The sequence below is a fragment of the Dechloromonas hortensis genome (assembly GCF_009469765.1).
Classification (GTDB): Bacteria; Pseudomonadota; Gammaproteobacteria; order Burkholderiales; family Rhodocyclaceae; genus Azonexus; species Azonexus hortensis.
The window spans coordinates 50930-76216 of the sequence record NZ_SSSQ01000007.1 but is presented as its reverse complement, the minus strand read 5'-3'; the positions used below and the strand labels follow the sequence as shown (position 1 = coordinate 76216).

Below are 25287 nucleotides of genomic sequence, written 5' to 3'. Positions count from 1 at the left end.
TTGATGCGATCAGGGCTTGGCGACGTGCCAGAGGTTGTTGAAGCCGTCGCCGGTGGTATCGCCGACCTTCTGATCCTTGCTCCAGAAATACAGCGGCTTGCCCTTGTAGGCCCATTGCTTGTTGCCGTCGCCCCGCTTGATGACGCTGTAATCGCCGCTCGCCATGGCCTCATGTGGGGCAAACAGCGGCGGCCAGTTGGTGGCGCACGCCCCGGTGCACCAGCTCTGGCCGCTGCCAGCTTCGTCCTTATCGAAAACATAGAGGGTCATGCCGTTGCTGCCGGTCAGCATGCTACCGGACGTCATGGCCGGCCGGGTTTCGGCTGTCGAGCAGGCAGCCAGTACGGCCGTCAGGGCCAGGGTGAGCATCAGTTTGTTCGTTTTCATGGTCGTCTCCGTCAGGTTATAGGTGCTGCACCGAGATGAACGACAAACGCCCCTGCTTTATTCCCTGTCCGGCAAAAAAATCAGGCCGCCCCCAATCGCCACAGCGAGGTCACTTCCGCCGCTCGCGCCGCATGCAGCGGGTCGCTGGCATCCTGGGCCTTCGGATGTTTCGGCCGGGTATCGAGCCGGCCGAGCACTTTCAGACCAGCCGCCACGATCCAGCCGAGCAATTCGGCGCGCGAACGCAGGCCGAGATGTTCGGCGAGGTCGGAAATGATCAACCAGCCCTCGCCACCCGGCGCCAGATGCGCCGCCAGGCCGCTCAGGAAACCGCGCAGCATCTGCGAATCCGGATCGTAGATCGCATATTCGACCGGCGAACTCGGCTGCGCCGGCAGCCACGGCGGATTGCAGACGACGAGCGGGGCCCGGCCTTCCGGAAAGAGATCGGCCCGGACCACCTCGATGCCGGCGGTCAACCCGAGATTTTGGGCATTTTCCGCGGCACAGGCCAGGGCACGCGAGTCCATGTCGGTCGCCACGACGCGCGGGATGCCGCGCTTGGCCAGCACCGCCGCCAGCACGCCGGAACCGGTGCCGATATCGAAGGCCAGATTGCAGTTGGCCGGCAACGGCGCCTTGGCGACCAGATCGACATATTCGCCGCGGACCGGCGAAAAGACGCCGAAATGCGGGTGGATACGCGCTCCCAGCGCCGGTACCAGCGCCCCTTTCTTGCGCCATTCGTAGGCGCTGACCAAGGCGAGCAGGCCGCGCAGCGAAATCACCGAATCCTCTGCACCCGGCCCCAGCGCCGCCCGGCAGGCCTCGGCCACGTCCTGGCCGCGACGCAGCGGCACGCGGTAATCGGCGGTCAGCGGCACCAGCAGGCTGCCGAGAATGGCCGCCCGCCGACCTTGGGCGGCGCGATGCATCTGGAAAGCTTCGGCCGGCGTCGCCGGCTTCTGCTCGGCGCCCGCCCGCGGCTTGCGCTCGGCCCGCCGGGCCATGGCCTGCAGCAGATTGCGGGCATTCTGGTAGTCGCCGCGCCAGAGTAGCGCAGTGCCTTGCGCCGCCAGGCGGTAGGCGGCATCGGCCTTTAGCGTGTCATCGGCGATAACGACATTGGCGGGCGGCGGCAGGCCGGCTTCGGAGCGCCAGCGGGCCGCGTGGTCGAGGCCAGCTTCCTGCCAGCTAATGAGGGGGGATGCAGTCGAGTTCATGCGGCATTGTAGGCTAGAAGCCCGGCTGCCAAGACTGGCCGGCGGCGTTTTCAGCCGGCGCTTTGCCTTTACAATCGGCCCACCGAGACGCCTCCACCGGACATCCAGACCATGAAATTCGAAGGTACCGAAAGCTACGTCGCCACCTGCGACCTGACCCTGGCGGTCAACGCCGCCATCGCCCTGCAACGGCCGCTGCTCATCAAAGGCGAACCCGGCACCGGCAAGACGCTGTTGGCCGAGGAAGTGGCGCGGGCGCTGAACATGCCGCTCTTCCAGTGGCATATCAAATCGACCACCAAGGCGCAGCAGGGCCTCTACGAATACGACGCCGTGTCGCGGCTGCGCGACTCGCAACTGGGCGATCCGCGCGTCGAGGACATCAGCCACTACATCGGGCATGGCGTGCTGTGGCAGGCCTTCGAGTGCGACGAACCGTCGGTGGTACTGATCGACGAAATCGACAAGGCCGACATCGAGTTCCCCAACGACCTGCTGCGCGAACTCGACCGCATGGAATTCCACTGCTACGAGCTGCACCGGACGATCAAGGCGAAACACCGGCCGCTGATCATCATCACCTCGAACAACGAGAAGGAACTGCCCGACGCCTTCCTGCGCCGCTGCTTCTTCCACTACATCAAGTTCCCCGACAAGGAAACGATGCAGCGCATCGTCGGCGTCCATTTCCCGGTCCTCAAGCATGATCTGCTGAAGGAAGCGCTGGAAGTCTTCTTCGACCTGCGCGAAGTGCCCGGCCTGAAGAAGAAGCCGTCCACCAGCGAACTGATCGACTGGCTGAAGCTGCTGCTGGCCGAGGATATCCCGCCGGAAGCGCTGCGCGCCAAGGAGGCGAAAGACGCCATTCCACCACTGCACGGGGCGCTGCTCAAGAACGAGCAGGACGTGCATCTGTTCGAACGCCTCGCCTTCATGGCCCACCGCAAGAGCTGAACCAGTGCTGGTCGATTTCTTCCTGCACCTGAAGGCGCGTCAGTTGCCGGTGTCGACCAACGAGCTGCTGGCCCTGCTCGAAGCGCTGCAGGCCCGACTGGTCAGTGGCAGCCTCGACGATTTCTACCTGCTGGCGCGCGCCCTGCTGGTCAAGGACGAGGCCCTGTACGACCGTTTCGACCGCGCCTTCGGCGAATACTTCAAGGGTATCGAGGCGCTGCCCGGTTTCGACGCCATGGTGCCGGAGGAATGGCTGGAACTGGCGGCCCGCCGCCATCTGTCGGAAGCCGACCGGGCCCGGCTGCAGAAACTCGGCTACGAGAAGGTCTTCGAGCAACTGAAGGAACGGCTCGCCGAGCAGAAGGAACGCCATGCCGGCGGCAACAAGTGGATCGGCACCGCCGGCACCTCGCCCTTCGGCCACGGCGGCTACAACCCGGAAGGTGTCCGCATCGGCGGCGAATCGGTCGGCAACCGGACGGCGATCAAGGTCTGGGAGCAGCGCGAATTCCGCAATCTCGACGACTCGCTAGAGCTTGGGGTGCGCAACATCAAGGTCGCGCTGCGTCGGCTGCGTCGCTTTGCCCGCCAGGGCGCGGCGACCGAACTCGATCTCGACGGCACCATCGCCGGCACGGCCCGCAACGGCGGCTGGCTCGACCTGCAGTTGCGGCCGGAACGCCATAATGCGATCAAGGTGCTGCTCTTTCTCGACATCGGCGGCTCGATGGACGATCACATCCAGGCCTGCGAGGAGCTGTTTTCCGCCGCCCGCGCCGAGCTCAAGCACCTTGAGCACTTCTATTTCCACAACTGTGTCTATGAAGGGGTGTGGAAGGACAATCGCCGGCGCCATGGCGAAAAGCTGTCGACCTGGGACGTCATCCACACCTACGGCCCGGACTACAAGCTGGTTTTCGTCGGCGATGCCAGCATGAGCCCTTACGAAGTCGCCCGCCCCGGCGGCAGCGTCGAACACTGGAACGAGGAAGCCGGCGCCGTCTGGCTGGAACGCCTGCTCAACACCTGGTCGCGGGCCGTCTGGCTCAACCCATTGCCGGAAGCCCACTGGGGCTACACGCCATCGATCACGATGATCCGCCAGCTACTCGGCGAGCGGATGTTCCCGCTGACCATCGACGGCCTCGAACGGGCCATGCGCAGCCTGGCGAAATAAACAGAATCTGGTGGAAAGCCGGCCGATAAGCCGGGTTCTGTTCCCCTCTTGCGAGGTTCGGCAATCATTCCTCTAGGCCTGCCGTTACCGACAGGCTCAAGCAACCTACCCGGAAGCAGCGCGGGCCACGCCTCAGCTTCCCTATTTGGTCTTGCTCCGGATGGGGTTTGCCATGCCGCTGAACGTTACCGCCAGCGCGGTGAGCTCTTACCTCGCCGTTTCGCCCTTACCTGATCCCCTTGCGGGGCCATCGGCGGTTTATTTTCTGTTGCACTTTCCGTTGCCTTGAGTCGTTCAACTTTCGTCTTGCGACCGTATAGCACCCAGCCGTTAGCTGGCATCCTGCCCAATGGAGCCCGGACTTTCCTCCCGATACTTGCGTATCCAGCGATTGCCTGGCCGACTTTCCGGGGCGGATTATACGCCCCAGCCAGGCTTTGCCGACGCCTTTACCGTTTTAGCAGTTGCCCTTCTTGGCTTGTCCCGGCGGACAGAAGCCGCCCCCGCCACTCGGCGGACCATGCGGGTCGACGACCACACTGCCGGCCGGCGTGTAAACAGCGCAGCCGCTCAGCAAGACGACGGTCGCACAGAGCGTAAGAAAGACTTTCATGGGAAACACCTTCACGATGGGTAAGCGATAAACAGTTTATACAAGTAAATACTCGCGCCGCCGTTTCATAACGGCAGACTGCTGCGGTCAACCACTTTTCTGAGCACAAAACTGGTGTGCACGCCGGTCACGCCCTGGATGCGGGTGATCTTGTTGAGCAGCAGTTCCTGATAGGCATCCATGTCGCGGATGACGACTTTTAACTGGTAGTCGGATTGCTGACCGGTGATCAGCAGACATTCCAGCACCTCCGGAATGTCGTTGATGGCGGCTTCGAGGTTGGCAAAGCGTTCCGGCGTGTGCTGATCCATCGAGATACCGATCAGCGCCATCAGGCTCAGGCCGAGTTTCTTGGCATCGAGCAGCGCACGGTAGCCGGTAATCAACCCCGACTCTTCCAGCGCCCGTACCCGGCGCAGGCAGGGTGAGGGCGACAGGCCGATGCGGTCGGCCAGATCCTGGTTGCTGATCCGGCCATCGGCCTGCAGGATGGCGAGAATTTGCCGGTCGTAACGATCGATTTCCATATGCTTGCTCAAATTATTTTATTAACGCAATTTTCTGCCAAATTCGTGCTTTTTGATAGCCCAATACGCAAGCACCTGCCACCTAAATTCACATAATATTTGCCCATCGAAATTGATTGCCGGAGCAGCACCATGAACAAGAAATCCGCCGCCAAATACTCAGCCTTTCCGCCGGTCCAGCTTGCCGACCGCCAATGGCCGAACCACGTCATCGACAAAGCGCCGATCTGGATGAGTACCGACCTCCGTGACGGCAACCAGGCGCTTTTCGAGCCGATGAATGGCGAAAAGAAGATGCGCATGTTCAAGACGCTCTGCGCCATCGGCTTCAAGGAAATCGAAATCGCCTTCCCGTCCGCCTCGGAAACCGAATTCGGTTTCGTGCGCGGCCTCATCGAGGGTGGCCACATTCCCGACGATGTCACCATCGAAGTCCTCACCCAGGCCCGCGAACACCTCATCCGCCGTACGTTCGAATCGCTCAAGGGTGCCAAGCAGGCCATCGTCCACGTCTATAACGCCACCTGCAAGACTTTCCGCGACAACGTCTTCGGCATGAGCAAGGCGGAAGTCGTCGCCATGGCGGTCGATGCCGTCCGCCTCATCCGCACGCTCGCCGAGGAAATACCGGAAACGAAGATCACCCTCGAATACAGCCCGGAACTCTTTACCGCCACCGAACTCGATTTCGCCCTCGAAGTCTGCGACGCCGTCACCGCTGCCTGGGGTGCGACGCCGGAGCGCAAGGTCATCCTCAATCTCCCGACCACGGTCGAGATCGCGACGCCGAACATCTACGCCGACCAGATCGAGTGGATGCACCGCCACCTCGCCCGCCGCGACAGTGTCATCATCAGCCTCCACCCGCACAACGACCGCGGCACCGCCGTCGCTGCCGCCGAACTCGGCCTGATGGCCGGCGCCGACCGCGTCGAAGGTTGCCTTTTCGGCAATGGCGAACGGACCGGCAATGTCGATCTCGTCACCCTCGCCCTCAACATGCACACGCAAGGCGTCGATCCGCAGCTCGACTTCTCCGACATCAACGCCGTCGCCCGCACTTTCGAACACTGTACCCAGCTCCCGATCCACCCGCGCCACCCATACGTTGGGGATCTCGTTTTCACGGCCTTCTCCGGCTCCCACCAGGACGCCATCAAGAAGGGGTTTGCCGCTCAAAAGGCGGATGAGCAATGGTCGGTGCCCTATCTCCCGATTGACCCGGCCGACGTCGGCCGCAGTTACGACTCGGTGATCCGCGTCAACAGCCAGTCGGGCAAGGGCGGCATCGCCTACCTGATGGAAACCGAGCACGGCGTCGTCATGCCGCGCCGCCTCCAGGTCGAATTCTCCGGCGTCGTCCAGCAGCACACCGACACCCACGGTGGTGAAGTCAGCGCCGACGACATCTGGAACCTGTTCGCCCAGACCTACCTCGATACCGAAACGCCGGTCCGTTACCGCGAGCACCATCTCTACGAACACGGCAGCGCCCAGGGCATCCGCCTGAACATCGAGATCGACGGCACGCCGCACATTCTCACCGGCGAAGGCAATGGCCCGATCAACGCCGCGGTACACGCCCTGCAGAGTGCCGGCATCCAGATCCAGGTGCGCAGCTACGAAGAGCGCTCGATGGTGCCGATGGGCGAGGACGGTAACGCCAGGGCCTGTGCCTTCATGGAAATCGCCGGCCGCCGGAGCGGTGAATGCTACGGCGTCGGCGTCGACAGCAACATCGTCACCGCCTCGATCAAGGCCTTGCTCAGCGGCGTCAATCGCCTCGGCGCCGGGCAGATGCGCGAAGAACGCCAGCAGGCCGCGTAAGACACCGACAATCCCTTGCCGGAACAACGGCAAGGGATTGAATATCCTGTCATTTTCGGCATTTTTTCTTGCCAGCCTGGGTGGTCCGGCGTAAGATGCAGCCCAGCCTTGGGTCACTGTACCCGGCCTCACCGTTCTGCCCCGCGTAAATGCTGTCCCTCTGCCGCGCCATCGTTTCTGGCCTGCCGGCACGCTGAACTAATCATTTCCCGTCGCAAACGCCGTTTCAATGGTCGCCTGACCGCGCCCAGGGTTTGCCTGGAGCAGCAGGTAGCCTTACCTCAGGGAATTCATGGTTCGCATCCAGTTCGCAATCGATCTTCATTATGAACTGAACTATCCAGGCGCCGATTTCGTCTTCAATATCCACGCCGCGAAGACCGCCAGCCAGTCCATCGTTGCCGAAAACCTGCAGATCAGCCAGCAGGTGCCGAGCACGATCCAGACCGACCCGGTCACCCATGCCCGCTACCTGCGCCTGACCGCCGCCCCCGGCCCGCTCCACGTCACCTATCAGGCAACGGTCGATATCGACCACCACATCGGCAACCCAGACGCGATCAACGAAACCCCGGTTGCCCAGTTGCCGCTATCGGCGCTGACCTACATCTATCCGAGCCGCTACTGCCAGTCCGACCGCCTCGCCATGCTGGCGATGACCGAGTTCGGCAATCTGCCCAAGGGCTACCGCCGGGTCGAAGCGATCCAGAACTGGGTGCGCCGGCAAGTCACCTTCCGCGGTGCGACCAGCAGTTCGACAACCTCGGCGCTCGACACGCTGACCGACCGCGTCGGCGTCTGCCGCGATTTCGCGCATTTGATGATCGCCATCTGCCGCGCCCTGAGCATTCCGGCCCGCTTCACCACCGGCATCGACTACGGCGCCGACCCGGCGCTCGGGCCGACCGATTTCCACGCCTATGTCGAGGTCTATCTCGACCAGCGCTGGTATCTGTTCGACCCTTCGGGCACCGCCATTCCGATGGGCTTCGTCCGTCTCGGCACCGGGCGCGATGCGGCCGATGTCTCCTTCGCCACCATTTTTGGCGGCGTTGTTTCACCGCCACCGCTGATCTCGGTCAGCGCCCTTACCGAAGCCGGCCGTCCGTGGGAAACACCCCGCCACCGGCCGGAAGCCTTATCGACCGATGCTACGGTCGACAAGGCCTGAACCCCGAATTCCATTTACAGGAGAATTACCCTTGGCAAAAGAAGAACTACTTGAAATGCAAGGCGTCGTGAATGACGTCCTCCCCGATACCCGCTTTCGCGTCACGCTGGAAAACGGCCACGAACTGATCGCCTACACCTCCGGCAAGATGAAGAAGAACCACATCCGCATCCTGGTCGGCGACAAGGTCACGCTGGAACTCTCGCCCTACGATCTGTCCAAGGGCCGCATCACCTTCCGTCACATCGAAACCCGCACCGGCACCTCCGCACCGCCGCGTCGTCGTCGTTTCTAAACGCTGTTTCTAGGTGCGCGACCGGCGTCCTGGACGAAACTGATAGGTATCGTCGTAATACGCCGGATCTTCGCTGTCCGGGACCACCCCCGGAATGCCCAGCAGAGGCAAGGGCTGAAAATCGCGCGGCCGGGCATACCGGCCGCTGGCCAGATCGGCTGCCAGACGCGCGTCGACCGCCGCACGCAGTGCCGCCGGTGACTGCTGCAAGCCATCTGAGTCGATGTCGTAAAGGATGGCCTTGGCCGTCAGGCCGCGAAACGGCTTGAGCAAAGCCTCGTAGGTCGCATGGCCGAAAACGAGGAAGCGCATGCTTTGCCTGACTTCGGCACGATGCTCGACGAACAGCCGCTTCCACTCGAAATTGCGCAGCATTTCCAGCAATTCAGGCTGACTGGAGAGCACAGCGATGCCGCATTCGTCGAAATGGGTCAGCGCATCGCGGACCGTGCCGCGCTGTTCGCCGGCCGGCGCCATCGCCCGCACGTGGCGCGCACTGACCGCCACCTTGGTGCGCGGAAAGGCAAACCAGACCACCGCGTTGAAGAAGTCATGCCAGTTGCCCGGCCGGGTTTCCACTTCGCCGCTTTCCCAGATTCGACATTCATAAGCCAGGCCGTCAGGCTGCGGCGGCACGAAGCGGATGCGCTGGCCGTTCTCGGTCAGAATCGGCTGCTCGCTGGCCAGCGCTGCCACGGCAGCGGCATCAGGAGAGCTTGGCAACAGTTCCAGCCACGGCCGTAGCGGATCGAACAGCGGCAGCGCGTAAGGCGAAAGCGGGCTCAATTGTCAGCCGATTTCGCTTCTTCGCTCTCTTCCCTGACGAAGACCAGCTCCCCGTTCTTGACGCGGAAAGTGCCCATCAACTTGCCCATCCCCTCGGCCGGCTCTCCGTCCATCTTGGCGAAGCTCTCGCAGGTCTGCGTTTCGGTGGCGAACATGCGCTTGCCGCTCTTGACGATGAAAGCACCGGACGGCACCTGGTAGATCTCGACCTTGGTCTTTTCGGTACCGACACCCAGGTTGTGCCGGCGCAGGCAGGCCGGCATCCGCGACACGACGAGGTAGAGATTGACCTTGCTGTCCCAGAAGTACGGCTGTTCACGGATCAGCGACAGCACATGCTCGCGGGTATTGTCGATTTCATACGTCGCGCCATCGTTGATACAGGCGGTGAGCAGCGGCGCAGCCAGCAGCGGCAGGATCAGGTGACGCAGACGCATGATTTTTTCCTTAACGCATTTTCCAGGACAGCGTTTCGCCGGCGCGCAGCGGCACGATGGTGTCGGTGCTGATGTACGGGTAATCAGCCGGTACCGTCCAGTTTTCCTTGACCAGCGTCAGCGTACCGCTGTTGCGCGGCAGGCCGTACCAGTCCGGACCATGGAAGCTGGCGAAGGCCTCCAGCTTGTCGAGCGCCCCGGCCTGTTCGAAGGCTTCGGCGTACAGTTCGATCGCGGCATAGGCCGTGTAGCAGCCGGCGCAGCCGCAGGCTGCTTCCTTGGCGCCCTTGGCATGCGGCGCCGAATCGGTGCCGAGGAAGAACTTCGGATTGCCGGACACCGCGGCGGCGACCAGCGCCTCGCGGTGCGTCTCGCGCTTCAGCACCGGCAGGCAATACCAGTGCGGCCGCACGCCGCCGAGGAAGATGGCGTTGCGGTTGTAGAGCAGATGGTGGGCGGTGATGGTCGCGCCTACGGTCGACGGCGCCGCAGCGACAAATTCCGCCGCATCCTTGGTCGTGATGTGCTCCATCACCACTTTCAGTTTCGGGAAACGCTGGGTCAGCGGCAGCAGCACGGTGTCGATGAAGACTTTTTCGCGATCGAAGAGGTCGACCGCCGGATCGGTCACTTCGCCATGGACCAGCAGCGGCAGGCCGACACGCTCCATTTCAGCCAGCGTGTCGTAAGCCTTGGCGATATCGGTCAGGCCGGCATCGGAATTGGTCGTTGCCCCGGCCGGATAGAGCTTGACCGCCTTGACGAAACCGGAGGCGGCCGCCTTGGCTACCTCGCTGGCCGGCGTGTTGTCGGTCAGGTAAAGCGTCATCAGCGGCTCGAACGAGGCGCCGGCCGGCAGCGCTGCAACGATGCGGTCACGATAGGCGGCGGCCTGGTCGACGGTGGTCACCGGCGGCTTCAGGTTGGGCATGACGATGGCACGACCGAACTGGGCGGCAGTGTGCGCGACAACAGCGGCCAGCGCTTCGCCATCGCGCAGATGGAGATGCCAGTCATCGGGGCGGGTAATGGTCAGTTGCATGCTTGTTTCTCTGGGTAATTTCGCCAATTTTAGCAGGCTGCCGATTCAGCTCGGCGGATTGCCCGTCCGGCGACCTGACAAAGCGGCAAAAAATGGCACCCAGCCCAGGCTGCCTGCTACCTGATCCAGGTCATTGCTTGGCAACCCGTTCGCGCGCAGACTGAAATTTCGACACTGCCCGCAACAAGGAGGCTACCCATGACCGAAGCCCAACTGAAAACCGCGATCACATCGCCCTGGCCCTTTTTCGGCGTCAGCCCGCAAGGCGACGTGCTGGCGCGCTACGTGCCCTACGGCCCGGTCTTTCGCTGGAGTTGGAACCAGATGGTCCCGATGCCGGTGCAAGGCAGTGACCTGTGCTGGCTGCTGCAAGCCGCCTCGGAAGAAGGCCATTCGATTGCCGACACCGAAGCACCGCGCAAAACACAAGGCCAGTGAGTCCCAGGCCTGGCGCTCGCCCGGTAGACCTCTGAATTATTCGTTTTTCAGCGCCAGCGCCCGCTCGTAGAGCGCATTTTTCGCCGCGCCGCTAATCGCCGCCGCCAGCTTGGCGGCCTGCTTGACCGGCAGGCCGTCGGCCAGCAGCAGCTTCAGGACGCGCTCGCCTTCGCCATCGTCGGCATCGGCCGGCGCCCCGGACACCATCAGCACGAATTCGCCGCGCTGGCGATTCGGATCGCCCTTCAGCCAGTCGAGCGCCTCACCGAGCGGACAACTGTGGATCGACTCGAACATCTTGGTCAGTTCGCGACCGATGACCAGTGTCCGCTCACCGAAGACCGTGGCGAGATCGGCCACCGTTTCCAGCACGCGATGCGGTGCCTCGTAAAAAACCAGGGCATAGGGATGTTCGCGCAGGCCTTCGAGCACCTGCCGGCGCTGGCCGCCCTTGCTCGGCAGAAAACCGTAGAACAGGAAATGTTCGTCGAGCAGGCCGGAACCGGACAGTGCCGTCGTCGCCGCGCAGGGGCCGGGCAAGGGCACCACCTTGCAGCCGGCGGCGCGCACGGCGGCGACAACCCGGGCGCCGGGATCGGAAATGCCCGGCGTGCCGGCATCGGAAATCAGCGCCACCGCCTCGCCGGCCCGCAGACGCTCGACGATGCGGGCGGCCGCCTCATGTTCGTTGTGCTGGTGTGCCGGCAGCGTCCGCGCCGACGAGCCGAGTTGCTTGAGCAGCGGACCGCTGTGCCGGGTATCTTCGGCGGCGACCCAGGGGACACGGCGCAGGATTTCTTCGGCCCGCCGGGTCAGGTCGGCCATGTTCCCGAGCGGCGTCGGGACAACATACAATGCAGCGGATTCTTCCGTCATTTTTTCGGGTATGCAGACAAAGACCAACGATACCACCACCGCCCGTGGCCGCGAAGCCGAGGCGCTCGCCGCGCGCCATCTGGAGGGCTGCGGTCTACGCCTCGTCGAGCGCAATTTCCGGGTGCGCGGCGGTGAAATCGACTTGATCTGCCGCGACGGCAAGGTGCTGGTCTTCGTCGAAGTCCGCCAGCGCAGCCGCAGCGATTTCGGCGGGGCCGGCGCCAGCATCACCGCCGGCAAGCGTCGCCGCATCATCCTCGCCGCCCGCCATTACCTGCTCGGCAAGCCGGAATGCGACTGCCGTTTCGATTGCGTGCTGATCGACAACGGCCAACTGGAATGGCTCCGCGATGCGTTTGCTGCTGACGATTAGCCTCGCCCTGTGGCTGGGTATGTGGCTAACGGCGGCCCAGGCCGAGAGCGTGCGCCTGCTGGTGCAGAGTTCGCCGCTGGCCGGCAGCCAGTATTACGCGGTCGGCGAATTCTGGCGGCAACTGCAGGTCGGCGACGCACTGACGCTGGTCCGCGAACCGGACAATCGACACGACCGCCATGCCATCCGTGTCGAGTGGCGTGGCCATAAGCTGGGCTACGTCCCGCGTAGCGAAAACCGCAGCGTTGCCGCCGCCATGGACCAGGGTGAGCGACCCGTCGCCCGCATCGCCAGACTGACCGAACACCCGAATCCCTGGCGCCGGGTGGAGTTCGAGGTCTTCATCGAGCTGTGATGTAGAATGCTTTAATTACTGGCCCCAACCTGCTGAAAAATATGGATCTGATCGCCCGCGTCGCCAAGCATTTCGAAGATAGCGCCCAAACCAAGCTGAACGCCGTCGAGATGATGGCGGCACCGATTGCCGCCGCCATCGAAACCCTGACCAACAGCCTGATCAACGGCGGCAAGGTACTCGCCTGCGGCAATGGCGGCTCGGCCGGCGATTCGCAGCATTTCGCAGCCGAACTGATCGGCCGTTTCGAAGCCGAGCGCCAGGAACTGGCTGCCATCGCGCTGACCACCGACAGCTCGATCCTGACCGCGGTCGGCAACGATTACTCGTTCAACCAGATCTTCTCGAAGCAGGTCCGCGGCCTCGGCCACGCCGGCGACGTACTGCTGGCCATTTCGACCTCCGGCAATTCGGCCAACGTCATCGAGGCGATCAAGGCCGCCCACGAAGCCGACATGCGCGTCGTCGCGCTGACCGGCAAGGGTGGCGGCATGATCGGCGAAATGCTGCTCGACGACGACATTCATCTTTGCGTGCCGGCCGACCGGACGGCGCGAATTCAGGAAACCCACCTGCTCGTCATCCATTGCCTGTGCGATGGCATCGACGCGCTTTTATTGGGAGTCGAATGATGCACAAATTCAAGCTGAGCCTTGGCGCTGCCGCCCTGGTCATCGCCCTGCCCATGCTGCAGGGCTGCGTCCCGGCCGTCATCGTCGGCGGTGCGGCAGTCGGCGTGATGAGCGCCCACGACCGCCGCTCGACCGGTACCCAGACCGACGACGAGTCGACCGAATGGAAGGCCGCCTCGCGCGTCCCGGCGCAGTACAAGGACGTTTCGCACCTCAACTTCACCTCCTACAACCACATCGTGCTGATTACCGGCGAAGTGCCGAGCGAAGAGGCGAAACAGGCGATCGGCGAAGCCGTCGGCAAGATCGAAGGCGTCCGCCTGGTCCATAACGAAACGACGATCGGCCCGCTGTCCTCGCTCGGCTCGCGCAGCACCGACTCCTACATCGATTCCAAGGTCAAGGCACGCCTGGTCGATTCGAACCAGATTTCGGCCAACCACATCAAGGTCGTCACCGAAAAGGCCGTCACCCATCTGATGGGCATCGTCAGCGAACGCGAAGCCAAGGTCGCCGTCGCCGTAGCCCGTACCACCGACGGCGTGCGCAAGGTGGTCAATGTGATGGAAGTGCTGCCCGACGCCGATATCCGCCGCATCGACAACCAGGCGCTCGGGGCGCGGACGCCGCCGCCGGCAACGGCGCCGGTAGAAAACCGCTGAGCCGCTAACACCATGTAACCGGGGGAGAGGACCATGAATCTGGAAAAGGTCATTTTTGGTTTTTTCATCGTCCTCGCCGCCACCCTCAATTTCGGCTTCTTCATCGGCGACATCGAGCGACCGGAACTGCACAACGTTTACGAACTGGCCGCCGCGCTGATCGTCAGCCTGATCGCCACTGCCCTCAAGTTCGGTGACCGCACCCAGATCGGCGCCATCCACCTGTCGACCAGCCTGGTCGCCGACCTGCAACTGATCGCCGCCGCCCTCACCTGGGGCATTGCCGAACACGTCACCGGCGTCGGCATGACCGCCCATGTCACCTCCAGCGTCGTTTCGCTGTCAGGCGGCGCCCTCTTCGCCAACGTCGTCTCGGTCATCATCCTCATTGTCGAAACCGTGATGCTGCGCCGCTAGGAGCTGCGCGTGAACAGCGCCTTCTTCCTCGTCCTCCGGCGCATGCGGGCGCCGATCATCCTGCTCATCGTCATCTATGGCATCGCGGTCATCGGCCTGACCCTGGTTCCCGGGGTCGATGCCGACGGCAAGCCGGCCGCCCCGCTCAGCTTCTTCCACGCCTTCTATTTCATCAGCTACACGGCGACCACCATCGGCTTCGGCGAAATCCCCAACGCCTTTTCCGATGCCCAGCGGCTATGGGTGACGATCTGCATCTACCTGACCGTCGTCGGCTGGTCGTACTCGGTGGTGACGCTGATCGCACTGCTCCAGGACAAGGGCTTCCAGAACACGCTGACCACCAACCGCTTTGCCCGCCGCGTCCGTCGCCTGAAGGAGCCGTTCTACCTGATCAGCGGCTGCGGCGAGACCGGCAACCTGATCTGCCGCAGTTTCGACCATATCGGCCAGGCCTTCGTCGTCCTCGAAAAGGATGAACTGCGCGTCCAGGAACTCGACCTCCAGGATTTCAAGACCGACACCCCGGCCCTCGCCGCCGACGCCCGCCAACCGGACAACCTGCTGCTGGCCGGGCTGACGCATCCGAAATGCCGCGGCGTACTGGCCGTGACCAATGACGAGGAAGCCAATCTCGCCATCGCAATCGCCGTCCGCCTGCTCAACCCGGCCATCCCGGTCATCGCCCGTGCCCGCACACCCTCGGTCAAGGCCAATATGGCTTCGTTCGGCACCGATCACATCATCAGCCCTTATGAACGTTTCGCCGAACAACTGGCGTTGGCGGTGACCGCACCGGAACGTTTCCGGCTGATCGAACTACTGACCAGCCTGCCGGAAACGCCGATTCCCGAACCGCACCGGCCACCGGCCGGTCACTGGATCCTGTGCGGCTACGGCCGCTTCGGCCATGCGCTGGCCGAGCGCCTGCAACAAACCGGCATCCGCCTGACCATCATCGACCCGGGTGCCCCGGATGCCGACTGCAGCATCGTCGGCGATGGCACCGAGGCGAGCACCCTGCGCCAGGCCGGCATCGCCACCGCTTCAGGCATCATCGCCGGCAGCGACAACGACGTGAACAATCTGTCGATTGCCGTCACCGCAAGCGAACTGAAGCCGTCGCTGTTCGTCGTCACGCGCCAGAACCACGCCGCCAACAGCGCGCTGTTCCAGGCCTACGGCGCTGATTTCACGATGGTGCCGAGCCGTATCGTCGCCCAGGAAGCGATCGCCATCCTGACCACACCGCTGCTCGCCCGCTTTCTGGCCGCCCTGGACAGCCAGGACGAAAGCTGGAGCCGGGCCCTGGTCGAACGACTGCAGGCATTGTGCGATGGCCGCACACCGACACTCTGGGGCTCCCGCCTGAATGCCTCGGAGGCTCCGGCCGCCTGGCAGGCGCTGATGCACGAGCGGACGATCCGGCTCGGCGACCTCCTGCGCGACGGTACCGAGCGCAGCCGGCCGCTCGCCGCGGTGGTGCTGCTCATCGAACGCAACGAGGCTTGTCACCTGCTGCCCGACGCCGAGTTCAAACTGCTCGCCGGCGACCAGCTACTGTTGGCCAGCCCGCTCGATGCCCGCCGCAACCTTGAATTGACCCTGCAAAACGCCAATGAGCTCGACTACGTGCTGAGCGGCCGGGAAAGCAGCGGTAGTTGGCTGTGGCAACGGCTGTCCGGCACCAAATCAACTTAGCGCCATTTTCCGGCAGGCAGCGGGCGTTCTGCAGTAGGATTTGAGGCGCATAACACTTTGACCAATTTTCTCGTGCCCCTGACAACGTCTGCTTGCGCCAAGCATCCTGGCCAATTGTTCAGCCTCCTGTTCGGCCTCGGCCTGGCGCTGCTCAGCGGCCTGAGTTGGGCACAGGTCGCGACCACGACCAGCCGGGTGCTGTATATCAACTCCTACCATCCGGGCTACGCCTGGAGCGACGGCATTGAGCAAGCCATCCGCGAGCGCCTGGCCGCCGCCGGCCGGCCGATCGAAGTATCGACCGAATATCTCGACAGCCGCCGCTTTCCCGACGCAGCACTGCGCGACCAGCAGGCAACGCTGCTCGCCGGCAAATACGCGGCCTACAAGCCCGACCTGGTGATGCTGTCCGACAACGATGCCTTCCATTTCGCGCTCAAGCACCGGGCCCGGCTGTTCCCCGACATTCCCATCGTTTTCTGCGGCTACAACAGCTTCCGGCCAGCCTTGCTCGACGGCATCCGCAACATCACCGGCGTCAATGAAGAGGTCGAACTGACCGGTACCGTCGAACTGGCGATCCAACAGTTCCCGCAGACCCGGACCCTGGTTTTCATCACCTCGAGCGGCGACGCCAGCAGCCAGCGCATCCGGCAGATCGCCGAAAGCACGGTTTTCCCGAAATACCGTGACAGGTTCAAACTGCTCGAACTGCACGATGCTTCACTCCCCGAAATCCAGGCCGCACTCGGCAAGCAGGGCCAGGACAGCCTGGTCTTTCTCAGCGGTCAGACCCGCGATACCGGTAACGGCCGGGCCCTGACCCCGGTCGAGAATGGCCGCCTGATCAGCGCGATCAGCCCGCTCCCGGTCTATTCCTTCTGGGACTTCCACCTGGGCACCGGGATCATCGGCGGCCAGTTGCTGACCGCCCGCGATCAGGGCCTGGCCGCTGCCGAACAGGCCTTGCGGATTCTCGACGGGACGCGGGCCGACAATTTGCCGGTGGTGATGACCTCGCCGACCAGCCCGCTCTTCGACTATGCCGTGATGCAGCAGTTCGGCCTGGAGCGGAGCGACCTGCCGCCCGGCAGCCAGCTGATCAACCAGCCGCACAGCCTGTGGCAGGACTATCGCTGGCAGATTATCGGCAGCCTGTTGCTGTTCGCCGTCGAGAGCCTGCTCATTCTCGCCCTGCTCCGGGTCAACCGCCAGCGGCGCCAGGCCTTGCAGGCGCTGGATGCCGAACGGGCAACGCTCGAACGACGGGTCATCGCCCGCACTGTCGAACTGGCTGACAGCAACCGGCAGCTGCAAGCCGAAGCCGAAGAGCGCGGGCATGCCGAAGCCCAACTGCGCGAAATGGCGCTAACCACCGAATCGATTTTGCTCGCCTCGCCGGTCGCCATCGCCGTCTATCGTGCCGATGGCCAGTACGTGCTGGGCAACGAAAACTACGCCGCGCTGATCGGTTGCACGCCTCAGCAACTGATGGGCTTCAACTTCCGCGAACTCAGTACCTGGCGCCAGTCCGGCCTGCTCGACCAATGCCTGGCGGCGCTCGCCGACGGGGAGCTGAAAAAGCATTCGGTGCATTACGTGACGCTGTTCGGCCGGGAAATCTGGGCCGACTGCCTGCTCCTTCCCCTCACCCTGCGTAACGAACCGCATCTGCTGGTCCAGTTCTTCGACCAGAGCGAACGCACCCACATGCTGCAGGAACTGGAGATGCACCGCCAGCACCTTGCCGAAGAGGTCGCCCTGCGCACCGGCGAACTGGCGCTGGCCAAGGAGGTGGCCGAAACGGCGAACCGGGCGAAGAGCATTTTCCTGGCCAACATGAGCCACGAGATCAATACGCCGCTCAACGCCATCATCAGCTTCACCGATCTCCTCCAGCGCAAGAGCAGCGATCCGCAGCAACAGGACAAACTGGGCAAGATCCTGGCCGCCGCCAACAATTTGCACCTGATCCTGCGCGACCTGCTGACCCTGGCCCGCCTCGAAGCCAATCGCCTCGCCATCGTTGCCGCCGACTTCACGCGCGCCGACCTCGCCGCCAGGATCGATGAGGCGATCGCCGACAGCATTCGCCGCAAGGGACTAGCCTTAACACTCGAACTGGCGGCGCTGCCCGAGCGCATGCACGGCGATCTAGAACGGCTCAGCCAGATGCTGCTCAACTATCTGGGCAATGCGCTGAAGTTCACCAGTGCCGGCGGCATCGGCCTGACGGCCAGCATCATCGACGATGGCGAGAACGATTTTCTCGTCCGCTTCGCAGTCAGCGACACCGGCATCGGCATCGCCGCAGAGAACCAGCAACGCATCTTCCTCGCCTTCGAGCAGGTCGATGGCTCCAGCACCCGCAACTTTGGCGGCAATGGCCTTGGCCTCGGCATCAACCGCCTGCTCGCCCGCCTGATGGGCGGCGAGGTCGGCCTGGACAGCCAGCCGGGCGTCGGCAGCACCTTCTGGTTCACCGCCCGCCTCGGCAAGGCCGCCTGAAACCGACTTTCCGGAGTCCGGCGGTCGACCGGCAAAATACGAGCTTTTTCAGGCGGTGCCGGGTAAAGCCAGCAGATGGGTAGTCGGCCGGAAGCTGGTCGAGCCCTTTCGGGGAACACGAAGCGATCCACGTTGTAGAGTTCGGCGGATTCGCCGGCTCCGCGCAGGTGCGCTTGCGACGATAGAGCAGAGCGCCCTTCGGATCGACCAGGATATCGGCGATGTTCTGCACATCGCGCATCTCATGCGCGCCGTACCGCACTTCTAACAACGGGTTGTGGGCCACCGAGAATCCGGTAAAAACGCCGCAAGCGCAGGCGGATTGCGGCGCCCTCAAACTACGGAAATAACTTCCGATAGCGCTTTCCGTGGCTTCTGTGGCCAATTTCCTGCTGCTGGATAACCCACCACGATGATCATCACCGGCAATTCGGTCGCGGAGAGTCCAAACTCCCGAACAACCTGCATTGCATCGAACCCGCTCATAGCACATGAACCCAAACCCATTCCCTGCGCTGCCAACATCAGCGTCATGGCAGCCAGGGATGCCGAGCGGATAGCCTCATCACGTTGCAAGGCAGGATCTCCGACATGGGATGAGCTTGCCAGCGCAACCCATCCATCAACCATTTGCTGCTCCATGATGTTCGCTTCCACACAGGGCTGCAGAGCTGCGGCCAACTGCACATGTGCTGCCAGGGTGCCGCAGACGATGAAAGCGACAGAGGCGTCGACGATCTTCTGTTGTTCGTAGGCTGCTGATTTCAGGCGGCCTTTGGCAGAATCGGACTGCACGACGATGAATCGCCAGTTCTGCATATTGTAGGCTGATGGGGATTTGGTCGCTTGACTGACCAAGGATTCAATCACCTCATCACCCAAGCGTCGATTCGGCTGAAAGTGATTAACGGAAGTGCGAGATTCAATGATGTGCTGAATTGTACTAATCATGTAATTACCCGATGAGAAAAAAGTTGGGAAAGAAAATAGGCTATTGCTAGCGCCCCCTCGTCGCCGTCAACTGCAAAGCAAGGATGCTAGCCAGCACGAGAACCAGCCCGACCATTGCCGTGCTGGACATGGATTGGCCGAGCACAATCCACCCCAGAAGCAGAGCAGTGAGCGGACTGAGCAGCCCCAGCGAAGCCACGGCAACCGGCGGCAGGCGGGTAATGCCACGGAACCACGAGGCATAGGCCAGCAGCGCGCCGGCCAGTGACAGGTAGGCGTAGGCAGAAACTTGCAACACTGTCAGCTTCGGAAGCGGGGTATCGACCAGCCACGCGACCGGCGCGAGCATGGCCCCGCCGATGAGCAATTGCCACCCCGTGAGCGCCAGCACCGGCATATCCATCCGCCACCGGCACCCGAAATAGGTACCGGCTGCCATGCAAGCGGCACCAGCAATGGCAGCGGCAATACCTAACGGCTCCCAGACGGTTTGCGGTGACAATAGCAAAACGGCCATGCCTACCACGCCAAGCACGCATGCCCCGACCGAGTAAGGTGATGGCGCGTGGCGATCGACGCCCCACGCCAGCAACATCACCAGCAATGGCTGGATGGCACCCAGTACCGCCGCGAGCCCCCCCGGAAGGCGGTAGGCGGCGACGAACAGCAATGCCTGAAACAGCCAGATGTTCAAGGCCGCCAGCACACCCAAACGCCAGCGATCAGCTCGTGCGGGCAGATGCCTGGTAAAAAGAGTCAGCAGTACCCCCGCCGGCAGCACGCGCAAGAATGCCGTAGTAAAAGGCCGATCTGGAGGCAACCATTCCGATGTCACCAGATAGGTCGATCCCCAGATCACTGGAGCAAGCGCAGTCAATGCCACATCGCGGCTGGTGTTCATCGCAGCTCTGGTCATCGATTCACCCGGTCAGGACACGACGACGCGACGGCCCGGCCTGAAGCCATGCCGATTGGCCGACCAGACGACGGATAAGCCCAACAGTGCCAGCACAGCCATCGTCCAAGGGAATGACGCCGGGCCCAGGGCCTCCAGTAGCACCCCGCCCAGCACACCACCACCCGCCACGGCGAGATTGAAGATCGTCACCAGCATGGACTGCGCCACATCGGCATCGTCACCCGCCGTATCTGCCAGAGCGGTTTGTAGCAAGGTCGGCGCCCCCCCGAAGGTCCCTCCCCACGTCGCCACCCCAAGAAGCACGATCCATGGCGCCGCACCGAAGAAGCCAAGCGCCAGTGCAGCCACGGTGAATACAGCCAGACTCAACAGCGTCAGCGTACGCAGCCAGCGATCCACCAGCAGGCCGGTGATCCAGATCCCCGCGATGGACGATACGCCAAACAGCAACAGCACGGCATCCACCCGTTGTCCCAGGCCGACAGATACGAGGAAGGGCGCGATATATGTGTAGAGAATGTTGTGCGCCAGTATCCAGGCGAATAATGCCAGCAGTACAGGACGAATGCCGGGCATCAGGAAGATGCGCCTGATCGGGATCTTCTGCTTGGCTGACTGGCCGGCAAAATCCGGCACCGCCAGCCGGACCCAGAAGAACAGCAACAGCGACAGCGCCGAGGTGATCCAGAACACGCTACGCCAGTCGAACAAACTGCCCAGCCACGTTCCCAATGGTACGCCGATGGACAAAGCGATGGGCTGACCGACACCGGCCACCGCCAACGCACGCCCCAGTAGACACTCCGGCACCATGCGCCGCACATAACCGGCAAGCAAACCCCACACGACACCTGCCGCCATGCCCGCGATAAAGCGTGCGGCTAAGGTCAAACCGTAGCTTGTAGACAAGGCCGTGATGGTGTTGAACACCAACAGGCCGCCGATCGCCAACAGGAACAGCGACCTGCGGTTCCAACTGCGGGTGGCGGCAACAACCGGGATGGCCGCCAGCACCGACCCGAGCGCATAAAGTGTGACCAATTGGCCTGCGAAGGCTTCGGACACGCCCAGCCCCTGGCCAATCTGTGGCAACAGGCCGGCGGGCATAGTCTCGGTCATGATGGCGAGAAAACCCGCCATCGTGAACGCCAGCAGGTTTCCAATAGGCAGCCCCTCGGCGCTAGCAACCGACGCTTGCACAGGCTTTTCAGAATTCAGGATGCTCATATTGCGTTCATCGGCTCAGGCGAGATAGGACGCCGCCATGTCCTTGTCGCCGTGTCCCGCTTCCAGAGCGCGCTCAAAGCGCCGGAGGCCAGCCTGTGCCGCATCCATATGCACACCAACATGGCTGGCGGCATCGACCACCAGCCGAGCATCTTTTACTGCATTGGCGATAGAGAAGCTGGCGGCGTAGTTCTCGGCCAGGATCGCGGCAGCCTTGACCTGGAAATAGCCGCTGTCCATCGGTCCCCCCGTGACTACATCCACGACTAGTGCGGGATCGATACCCAGCCCCTTAGCCAGCACTAGGCTTTCAGCCAGACCATGGGTCAGCGCAAAGGCCCAGTTGTTGAGTGCGAGCTTGAGGCGACTGCTGGCGCCTGTTTGTGCCGACACCCACAAGGTCCGCCTGCCAATAGCATCGAAGGCAGCCTGGGCGGCTTCGCGCTGCTCGACCGGTCCAGATGCCAGGATGATAAGTTGCGCCAGTTCAGCAGGTTGGCGGGTACCCTGCACCGGCGCGTCGTAGAACACCAGCCCTTGCTCTGCGGCCAATGCTGCCAGGGCGTCAATGCCCTCGATGCCCACCGTACTCAATTGCAACCAGATGGCCCCCTTGCCCAAGGCCGGCGCAGCCGCCCGCATCGCCTGCTCGACGCTGGGGCCGTCCTTGAGCACGGTCACGATGATGTCGGCACCATCCACCGCATCGGCTGGATTGTCGAATGCCAGGATACCGTCCGCGACCAGCGCCAGAGCCTTGGCAGCGGTGCGATTCCAAGCATGCACCTTGAACCCCTGCTTGTGAAGATTACGTGCGACCGGGGCGCCGATCAGGCCAGTGCCAAGAACGGCGATGGTGATGTTTCGGTTTGTACTCATGCGAACTCCTTTAATGGTGAAAAACAAAACAGGAACGATCGTTCCGTTTTGGGCCAAATAAAAGCCCGGCATCCCGACGCACGATGTGCCAGGACGACGGGCGGAGGAACGGCTACAGGGTATCGAGCGCCACGTCAACAACCTCCGTCAGGCACTGTTGACGTTGCTGTGGGGGACTCCCTTTACCCAACACCCGCAGCCCCTGCATGGTGTTGACGAAAAACCGGGCCAGCGCCCGCGGACTCTTTTTGGCGGCAACCTCTCCCGATTCCTGCCCCCGCTGAATCAATTTTTCCAATGCCTTTTGCAAGCGCTGGAAGTTGTGGGCCACCAGTTCGGCTACCGCTTCATCCTGGCCTGCCAATTCCAGTGTGGCATTGGCGACCAGGCAACCACGACGATGCGTATCGTTCAGTTCATCCTCGACGATACGCATCAGCAACCGCCGGATCAGATCCTTGGCGGAACCCGAGCTAGCCAGCAACTCCACATTGGACGCGGTCACCGCCTGATAGCGGCGTAGCGCCTGCTGATAAAGCCCCTGCTTGTTCTCAAAGGTGCTGTAGAGGCTGCTGCGCGACAGGCCAGTGCCTTCTACAAGATTCTGAACCGAGGTCGCAGCATAGCCACGCTGCCAGAAGACCTTCATGGCAGCATCGGCAATCTCGTCAGGCTCGAACGTTTTGGTACGCATGGCACCCATCGAATTGGAATGATCGTTCCTTTAAATATACGATGTGGCCTCTGGAGCGTCAAGAACAATCGGACCGTTCATCGCTCGGGCCGCACTCTTGCTCCAACTTCTGCCAGCGCAACCGATAGTCGGTGTTTTCATGTTCCGTATGGCAACCTGGCTTTATTTGCGTGCATGCCGGCGCTTCGTCATGCCCGAGATCCCGACAATCAGCTTTTTCATCAGCGCCACGATGTCGAGGCAAATCACGTCTTGAACCTTGATCCCCCCTGGATCGGGTCGATGTTGGGTCGCTCACGCTTGGTAGCAGTGCTGCTTGCTGGGCTTGTTGCGTTCCCTGGAATGGTCGCCCACGAACTTGGCGCACACCTCCTTGAATATGATGAACGCGCCTCGGCTATTGATAAACCTGCCGTATCGAATCTTGGCGTGGTCCAGCGAAGTCAGATGCGTGAGTCATGAAAAAGATGGGCGCCCCACGGCGCCCATCTTTTGGTTCGGAGCAGCCGCCGCCTAGACCCGGAAACGTTCGGTCGCCGTCTTCAGCGACTGGGCGGTGGCGAGCAGCGAACGGGCCGCCTCGGCGGTGATGTTCATGCTGACCCCGGTCGCTTCGACCTGATTGGCAATATGCTCCACTTCCTGGGCCAGCGAGGTGCTGGCTTCGCTCTGTTCGCGCGTCGAAGCGGCGACGTCGCGGACCAGGTTCTGCGCCGAGCGCGAGCCCTCGGCGATGCGATGCAGCAGTTCGCTGGTTTCGCCAGCCGTCGTCCGGGCCTTTTCGGCAGCCGGCAGCGCGTCGTCCATGACCTTGGCGGCATTGACGGTTTCGTTCTGGATGCGGTCGACGACGCCGGCGATTTCCTGCGTCGCCTTTTCGGTACGCTCGGCCAGCACGCGCACCTCGTCGGCCACCACGGCAAAGCCGCGGCCCTGCTCGCCGGCCCGCGCCGCTTCGATCGCCGCGTTGAGGGCCAACAGATTGGTCTGCCCGGCAATGTCCTTGATCACCGCCGCCATCCGCGCCACTTCCTGGGTGTTGGCCGACAGGCTGCGCACCTGCTGCGCCGCATCGCCGACCCGGCCGGCCATCGTAGCGATGTTACCGGCCACCACCTCGACGCTGCGCTCGCCCTGAATCGCCAGTTCGGCGGCGCTGCTGGCGAAGCGTTCGGTTTCGCCCGCATTGTCCGAGACGTGGTTGATCGATACCGTCAGCTCCTCCATCGCCGCCGCCATCGTCTGCGTCGCTTCGGTCTGCGCCGAAGCCGAGTCGGCGACCTTGGCCGAGGTCTCGGCAATCTCCTGCGCCGAGCGGGTGACCTGGCCGGCGTTGCGGCTGATTTCCTGCATCATCTGGCGCAAGGCCTGCACCAGGTGATCGAGTTCACCGAGCAGGCTCTTCGGGTTGGCGGTGTTCAGCGACACCGTCAGGTCGCCCGCCGCCACCTTGCTCATGGTCGCCACGGCATCGGCCGGCTCGCCGCCGATCTGGGCCAGGATGGCGCGCGCCATCCACCAGGCAACGGCACCGACCGAGAGCAGCAGCAGGGCAATGACCAGCGCCACTTCGCGCAACTGCTGGTAGAAAATGGCATCGAGGTCGTCGATATAGAGTCCGGTCCCGATCACCCAGTCCCAGGGTTCGAAATGCACCAGGTTCTGCAGCTTCGGCACCTGCACCTCGCTGCCCGGCTTGGCCGTCATCGTCTGGACATGCACCGTCTTGTCGAGTGCCGTCTTGACCAGGTTGCGTACCGTGTAGGCGCCGCTCTTGTCCTGGCGGTCCCAGTGGCTCTTGCCTTCGTACTCGGGGCGCACCGGGTGCATGACGCCCATGCCCTTGCTGTCATAGACGTAGAAATATTCGCTGCCGGCGTAGCGCATGCTGCGCAGCACGTCCTTGGCATGCTTCTGGGCCTGCTCCCGGGTCAGTTCGCCCTTCGCTTCCTGCGCCTGCAAATCCTTGACCGCACTCAGCGCAATATCGACCGCCGCCTGCAGCGTCGCCTTGCGGTCGGTCAGCAACTGGCTGCGCAGGTGCACGGCCTGGAAAGTGCCGAGCAGGATCAACCCGATTAATGCGACAAGCACCGACAAGGTCAGGCGCCCTTTCAAACTGCCGAAATTCAGAAAACCCATTATTGTCTCGCGCTCCACTGGAGCGATCGCGCCCTCGCTGGTGGAGGAGACGTCGCATTATATTTTTGTGCCGG

The 25287-nt window shown here is 62.9% G+C and carries 27 protein-coding genes and 1 other RNA gene; 13 read left to right on the top strand and 15 right to left on the bottom strand.

What is annotated here, in order from left to right:
* Positions 1 to 9 precede the first annotated feature (9 nt).
* Positions 10 to 387 carry a COG4315 family predicted lipoprotein gene (locus tag GH663_RS12540; RefSeq protein ID WP_153132088.1) on the bottom strand — a complete coding sequence of 126 codons (378 nt, stop codon included), beginning with the start codon at positions 385 to 387 and terminating at the stop codon, positions 10 to 12.
* Positions 388 to 467: 80 nt separating this feature from the next.
* The gene (locus tag GH663_RS12535) at positions 468 to 1610 is read right to left on the bottom strand and encodes a methyltransferase (protein WP_153132087.1); all 1143 of its coding nucleotides are present in this window, start codon (positions 1608 to 1610) and stop codon (positions 468 to 470) included.
* A 111-nt stretch (positions 1611 to 1721) separates the two neighbouring features.
* On the opposite strand from GH663_RS12535, the gene GH663_RS12530 reads away from it, so the two are divergent.
* Together GH663_RS12530 and GH663_RS12525 are read left to right on the top strand one after the other, a co-directional pair.
* Positions 1722 to 2564: an AAA family ATPase gene (locus tag GH663_RS12530; RefSeq protein WP_153132086.1), complete on the top strand. Its 843-nt coding sequence runs from the start codon at positions 1722 to 1724 to the stop codon at positions 2562 to 2564.
* Positions 2565 to 2568: 4 nt separating this feature from the next.
* Positions 2569 to 3741 carry a vWA domain-containing protein gene (locus GH663_RS12525; protein ID WP_153132085.1) on the top strand — a complete coding sequence of 391 codons (1173 nt, stop codon included), beginning with the start codon at positions 2569 to 2571 and terminating at the stop codon, positions 3739 to 3741.
* Positions 3742 to 3751: 10 nt separating this feature from the next.
* Here the strand turns inward: GH663_RS12525 and rnpB are convergent.
* The 3 genes from rnpB to GH663_RS12515 form a co-directional block, all read right to left on the bottom strand.
* Positions 3752 to 4148: RNase P RNA component class A (gene rnpB, locus GH663_RS12520), an RNA gene on the bottom strand.
* A 50-nt stretch (positions 4149 to 4198) separates the two neighbouring features.
* Positions 4199 to 4354: a hypothetical protein gene (locus GH663_RS21000; RefSeq protein ID WP_170291416.1), complete on the bottom strand. Its 156-nt coding sequence runs from the start codon at positions 4352 to 4354 to the stop codon at positions 4199 to 4201.
* Between the two features lie 65 nt (positions 4355 to 4419).
* Positions 4420 to 4881: an Lrp/AsnC family transcriptional regulator gene (locus GH663_RS12515; RefSeq protein ID WP_153132084.1), complete on the bottom strand. Its 462-nt coding sequence runs from the start codon at positions 4879 to 4881 to the stop codon at positions 4420 to 4422.
* 132 nt (positions 4882 to 5013) lie between these two features.
* On the opposite strand from GH663_RS12515, the gene leuA reads away from it, so the two are divergent.
* From leuA to infA, 3 genes are all read left to right on the top strand, one after another.
* Complete coding sequence (gene leuA / locus GH663_RS12510; RefSeq protein ID WP_153132083.1) at positions 5014 to 6708, top strand: 2-isopropylmalate synthase; 1695 nt, start codon at positions 5014 to 5016, stop codon at positions 6706 to 6708.
* A 292-nt stretch (positions 6709 to 7000) separates the two neighbouring features.
* Positions 7001 to 7879: a transglutaminase-like domain-containing protein gene (locus GH663_RS12505; RefSeq protein ID WP_153132082.1), complete on the top strand. Its 879-nt coding sequence runs from the start codon at positions 7001 to 7003 to the stop codon at positions 7877 to 7879.
* Positions 7880 to 7910: 31 nt separating this feature from the next.
* The gene (gene infA, locus GH663_RS12500; RefSeq protein WP_066880983.1) at positions 7911 to 8174 is read left to right on the top strand and encodes a translation initiation factor IF-1; all 264 of its coding nucleotides are present in this window, start codon (positions 7911 to 7913) and stop codon (positions 8172 to 8174) included.
* 9 nt (positions 8175 to 8183) lie between these two features.
* Here the strand turns inward: infA and GH663_RS12495 are convergent, their stop codons facing one another.
* From GH663_RS12495 to pyrC, 3 genes are read right to left on the bottom strand one after another with little or no spacing between them, the layout of a single operon-like run.
* Complete coding sequence (locus GH663_RS12495; protein ID WP_153132081.1) at positions 8184 to 8960, bottom strand: DUF3025 domain-containing protein; 777 nt, start codon at positions 8958 to 8960, stop codon at positions 8184 to 8186.
* A complete protein-coding gene (locus GH663_RS12490) occupies positions 8957 to 9397 on the bottom strand; it encodes a hypothetical protein (RefSeq protein ID WP_153132080.1) in 441 nt (146 codons plus the stop codon). Before GH663_RS12490 ends, GH663_RS12495 begins: the two co-directional genes overlap by 4 nt.
* 10 nt (positions 9398 to 9407) lie before the next feature.
* Entirely contained in the window at positions 9408 to 10439 is a 1032-nt protein-coding gene (gene pyrC, locus GH663_RS12485) for a dihydroorotase (RefSeq protein WP_153132079.1), read from the bottom strand.
* Between the two features lie 198 nt (positions 10440 to 10637).
* Between pyrC and GH663_RS12480 the strand changes: the two genes are divergently transcribed.
* Positions 10638 to 10877 (top strand): hypothetical protein, encoded by a 240-nt coding sequence (locus GH663_RS12480; protein WP_153132078.1) that lies wholly within the window; start codon positions 10638 to 10640, stop codon positions 10875 to 10877.
* Positions 10878 to 10913: 36 nt separating this feature from the next.
* Here the strand turns inward: GH663_RS12480 and rsmI are convergent, their stop codons facing one another.
* On the bottom strand, positions 10914 to 11753 hold the full coding sequence (rsmI, locus tag GH663_RS12475; protein ID WP_153132077.1) for a 16S rRNA (cytidine(1402)-2'-O)-methyltransferase: 840 nt from the start codon (positions 11751 to 11753) through the stop codon (positions 10914 to 10916).
* Positions 11754 to 11763: 10 nt separating this feature from the next.
* Between rsmI and GH663_RS12470 the strand changes: the two genes are divergently transcribed.
* From GH663_RS12470 to GH663_RS12440, 7 genes are all read left to right on the top strand, one after another.
* Entirely contained in the window at positions 11764 to 12126 is a 363-nt protein-coding gene (locus GH663_RS12470; protein ID WP_153132076.1) for a YraN family protein, read from the top strand.
* A complete protein-coding gene (locus GH663_RS12465) occupies positions 12104 to 12481 on the top strand; it encodes an HIRAN domain-containing protein (protein WP_153132075.1) in 378 nt (125 codons plus the stop codon). Before GH663_RS12470 ends, GH663_RS12465 begins: the two co-directional genes overlap by 23 nt.
* Positions 12482 to 12522: 41 nt before the next feature.
* Entirely contained in the window at positions 12523 to 13113 is a 591-nt protein-coding gene (locus GH663_RS12460) for a phosphoheptose isomerase (protein WP_153132074.1), read from the top strand.
* Entirely contained in the window at positions 13110 to 13775 is a 666-nt protein-coding gene (locus GH663_RS12455; protein ID WP_153132073.1) for a BON domain-containing protein, read from the top strand. The genes GH663_RS12460 and GH663_RS12455 overlap by 4 nt, the downstream gene beginning before the upstream one ends.
* Before the next feature lie 33 nt (positions 13776 to 13808).
* Entirely contained in the window at positions 13809 to 14192 is a 384-nt protein-coding gene (locus tag GH663_RS12450; protein ID WP_066880963.1) for a DUF6394 family protein, read from the top strand.
* Between the two features lie 9 nt (positions 14193 to 14201).
* Complete coding sequence (locus tag GH663_RS12445; protein WP_153132072.1) at positions 14202 to 15893, top strand: potassium channel family protein; 1692 nt, start codon at positions 14202 to 14204, stop codon at positions 15891 to 15893.
* 114 nt (positions 15894 to 16007) lie between these two features.
* Entirely contained in the window at positions 16008 to 18401 is a 2394-nt protein-coding gene (locus GH663_RS12440; protein WP_153132071.1) for a sensor histidine kinase, read from the top strand.
* Positions 18402 to 18734: 333 nt separating this feature from the next.
* On the opposite strand, the gene GH663_RS12430 is transcribed toward GH663_RS12440, so the two are convergent.
* The 6 genes from GH663_RS12430 to GH663_RS12405 all read right to left on the bottom strand — a co-directional run bounded on the left by GH663_RS12430 (position 18735) and on the right by GH663_RS12405 (position 25213).
* Entirely contained in the window at positions 18735 to 19352 is a 618-nt protein-coding gene (locus GH663_RS12430) for a nitroreductase family protein (protein WP_153132069.1), read from the bottom strand.
* A 46-nt stretch (positions 19353 to 19398) separates the two neighbouring features.
* Positions 19399 to 20253 carry an EamA family transporter gene (locus GH663_RS12425; RefSeq protein WP_153132068.1) on the bottom strand — a complete coding sequence of 285 codons (855 nt, stop codon included), beginning with the start codon at positions 20251 to 20253 and terminating at the stop codon, positions 19399 to 19401.
* A 27-nt stretch (positions 20254 to 20280) separates the two neighbouring features.
* Positions 20281 to 21498: an MFS transporter gene (locus tag GH663_RS12420; RefSeq protein ID WP_153132067.1), complete on the bottom strand. Its 1218-nt coding sequence runs from the start codon at positions 21496 to 21498 to the stop codon at positions 20281 to 20283.
* A 15-nt stretch (positions 21499 to 21513) separates the two neighbouring features.
* Positions 21514 to 22377, bottom strand: coding sequence for an NAD(P)-dependent oxidoreductase (locus GH663_RS12415; protein WP_153132066.1), 864 nt, complete (start codon positions 22375 to 22377; stop codon positions 21514 to 21516).
* A 112-nt stretch (positions 22378 to 22489) separates the two neighbouring features.
* Complete coding sequence (locus GH663_RS12410) at positions 22490 to 23071, bottom strand: TetR/AcrR family transcriptional regulator (RefSeq protein ID WP_153132065.1); 582 nt, start codon at positions 23069 to 23071, stop codon at positions 22490 to 22492.
* A gap of 513 nt (positions 23072 to 23584) precedes the next feature.
* Complete coding sequence (locus tag GH663_RS12405) at positions 23585 to 25213, bottom strand: methyl-accepting chemotaxis protein (protein ID WP_153132064.1); 1629 nt, start codon at positions 25211 to 25213, stop codon at positions 23585 to 23587.
* Positions 25214 to 25287: the final 74 nt, after the last annotated feature.

Bases quoted from the DNA above. Each gene is read 5' to 3' on its own strand.
- GH663_RS12470 (WP_153132076.1), top strand. From the start codon at position 11,764: ATGCAGACAAAGACCAACGATACCACCACCGCCCGTGGCCGCGAAGCC.
- GH663_RS12540 (WP_153132088.1), bottom strand. From the start codon at position 387: ATGAAAACGAACAAACTGATGCTCACCCTGGCCCTGACGGCCGTACTG.
- GH663_RS12535 (WP_153132087.1), bottom strand. From the start codon at position 1,610: ATGAACTCGACTGCATCCCCCCTCATTAGCTGGCAGGAAGCTGGCCTC.
- GH663_RS12490 (WP_153132080.1), bottom strand. From the start codon at position 9,397: ATGCGTCTGCGTCACCTGATCCTGCCGCTGCTGGCTGCGCCGCTGCTC.
- GH663_RS12430 (WP_153132069.1), bottom strand. From the start codon at position 19,352: ATGATTAGTACAATTCAGCACATCATTGAATCTCGCACTTCCGTTAAT.
- GH663_RS12410 (WP_153132065.1), bottom strand. From the start codon at position 23,071: ATGCGTACCAAAACGTTCGAGCCTGACGAGATTGCCGATGCTGCCATG.
- GH663_RS12420 (WP_153132067.1), bottom strand. From the start codon at position 21,498: ATGAGCATCCTGAATTCTGAAAAGCCTGTGCAAGCGTCGGTTGCTAGC.
- GH663_RS12415 (WP_153132066.1), bottom strand. From the start codon at position 22,377: ATGAGTACAAACCGAAACATCACCATCGCCGTTCTTGGCACTGGCCTG.
- GH663_RS12425 (WP_153132068.1), bottom strand. From the start codon at position 20,253: ATGAACACCAGCCGCGATGTGGCATTGACTGCGCTTGCTCCAGTGATC.
- GH663_RS12465 (WP_153132075.1), top strand. From the start codon at position 12,104: ATGCGTTTGCTGCTGACGATTAGCCTCGCCCTGTGGCTGGGTATGTGG.
- pyrC (WP_153132079.1), bottom strand. From the start codon at position 10,439: ATGCAACTGACCATTACCCGCCCCGATGACTGGCATCTCCATCTGCGC.
- GH663_RS12530 (WP_153132086.1), top strand. From the start codon at position 1,722: ATGAAATTCGAAGGTACCGAAAGCTACGTCGCCACCTGCGACCTGACC.
- GH663_RS12505 (WP_153132082.1), top strand. From the start codon at position 7,001: ATGGTTCGCATCCAGTTCGCAATCGATCTTCATTATGAACTGAACTAT.
- leuA (WP_153132083.1), top strand. From the start codon at position 5,014: ATGAACAAGAAATCCGCCGCCAAATACTCAGCCTTTCCGCCGGTCCAG.
- rsmI (WP_153132077.1), bottom strand. From the start codon at position 11,753: ATGACGGAAGAATCCGCTGCATTGTATGTTGTCCCGACGCCGCTCGGG.
- GH663_RS12460 (WP_153132074.1), top strand. From the start codon at position 12,523: ATGGATCTGATCGCCCGCGTCGCCAAGCATTTCGAAGATAGCGCCCAA.
- GH663_RS12480 (WP_153132078.1), top strand. From the start codon at position 10,638: ATGACCGAAGCCCAACTGAAAACCGCGATCACATCGCCCTGGCCCTTT.
- GH663_RS12405 (WP_153132064.1), bottom strand. From the start codon at position 25,213: ATGGGTTTTCTGAATTTCGGCAGTTTGAAAGGGCGCCTGACCTTGTCG.
- GH663_RS12455 (WP_153132073.1), top strand. From the start codon at position 13,110: ATGATGCACAAATTCAAGCTGAGCCTTGGCGCTGCCGCCCTGGTCATC.
- GH663_RS21000 (WP_170291416.1), bottom strand. From the start codon at position 4,354: ATGAAAGTCTTTCTTACGCTCTGTGCGACCGTCGTCTTGCTGAGCGGC.
- GH663_RS12450 (WP_066880963.1), top strand. From the start codon at position 13,809: ATGAATCTGGAAAAGGTCATTTTTGGTTTTTTCATCGTCCTCGCCGCC.
- GH663_RS12515 (WP_153132084.1), bottom strand. From the start codon at position 4,881: ATGGAAATCGATCGTTACGACCGGCAAATTCTCGCCATCCTGCAGGCC.